The 979-nt window shown below is 64.0% G+C and carries 2 protein-coding genes; both read right to left on the bottom strand.

What is annotated here, in order from left to right:
• Positions 1-51 precede the first annotated feature (51 nt).
• Positions 52-582 carry a UPF0149 family protein gene (locus tag NKJ94_RS37405; protein ID WP_245436463.1) on the bottom strand — a complete coding sequence of 177 codons (531 nt, stop codon included), beginning with the start codon at positions 580-582 and terminating at the stop codon, positions 52-54.
• Between the two features lie 71 nt (positions 583-653).
• The coding region (locus NKJ94_RS37400; RefSeq protein WP_352532796.1) for a transposase domain-containing protein at positions 654-979 on the bottom strand (326 nt) is incomplete at its 5' end.

Raw genomic sequence — 979 nt, 5'->3', positions numbered from 1 at the left:
CGTAAGCGTCACGAGCACCGCACGACTGTCCTTGCTTGACAGAGGCAGGATTCAGATGCGGGCCGCTTTGACCCGCTTGGGCATGAAGTACGAGCGGATGGCGACGACCGCCTTTGCAACGGCTGCGACGCCCGCGTCGTCGAGACGGGAGTTCAGCCCCGTTGTATCCCGGATCGGGGCGATGATGTCGCCGGTCTTGGCATGGCCGTGGAGAACGGGGCGCCAGAGCCTTGTGGCGTAGCCGGTGGCAAGCAGGAAGGCGGTCGACCATTCGAAGGCGTCGAATGTGCCGTCCTCCTGTCGCGCAAGGCGCGGACGCCAGGTCTCCGGCGTTTCGCCGAGCCCGACCGAGATCCGGTTATAGTTGGCAACCAGCGTCTGAACGGCGAGCGCCTCGGTTGTACCTTCGAGCGCCATCAACGCTTGCTCGCCTGCAAACAAAGGAATCCATTGGCGCGGGTCGATAAAGCGCGGACCGATGATGAGCGCAGTCAGATAGCCGTCGAGCCCATCCATGCCGAAGACCGGCGGATGCGGCCGCTGCTTGTGCAGGAACGTCTCGAAGGCCGCATCGTCCAGCATCGGGCGCGAAGGCGCAATCGAGGACGCCGCAGCGGGCCGAGCGGCGACGGGCCCCCTTGACCGACGAGCGATCATGCCGCCACACGCTCCAGTTGGCCCCGTGCTTCCCGGTCCGTCTTCCAATTCCACGGCAAGAGCTCGTCGAGCCGATTGACCGGAATGGAACCCGAGACGATCTGCTCGAGCACGTCGGCGAGCCAGGTTTCGGGATCGAGACCATTGAGCCGTGCCGAGTTGACCAGTGATGCCAGCACCGCCCATGTCTCGCCACCGCGAGCGGATCCGGCAAAGAGGCTATTCTTCCTCGTCAGGCAAACTGGTTTGAGCGAACGCTCGACAACGTTGCTGTCGACTTCGATCCGGCCGTCCTCGAGGAAGGCGATCAGCCCATGCCAAT

Origin of the sequence: Mesorhizobium sp. M0060, assembly GCF_040323155.1 — a bacterium.
Classification (GTDB): Bacteria; Pseudomonadota; Alphaproteobacteria; order Rhizobiales; family Rhizobiaceae; genus Mesorhizobium.
This window is presented reverse-complemented; position numbering and strand designations above follow the sequence as displayed.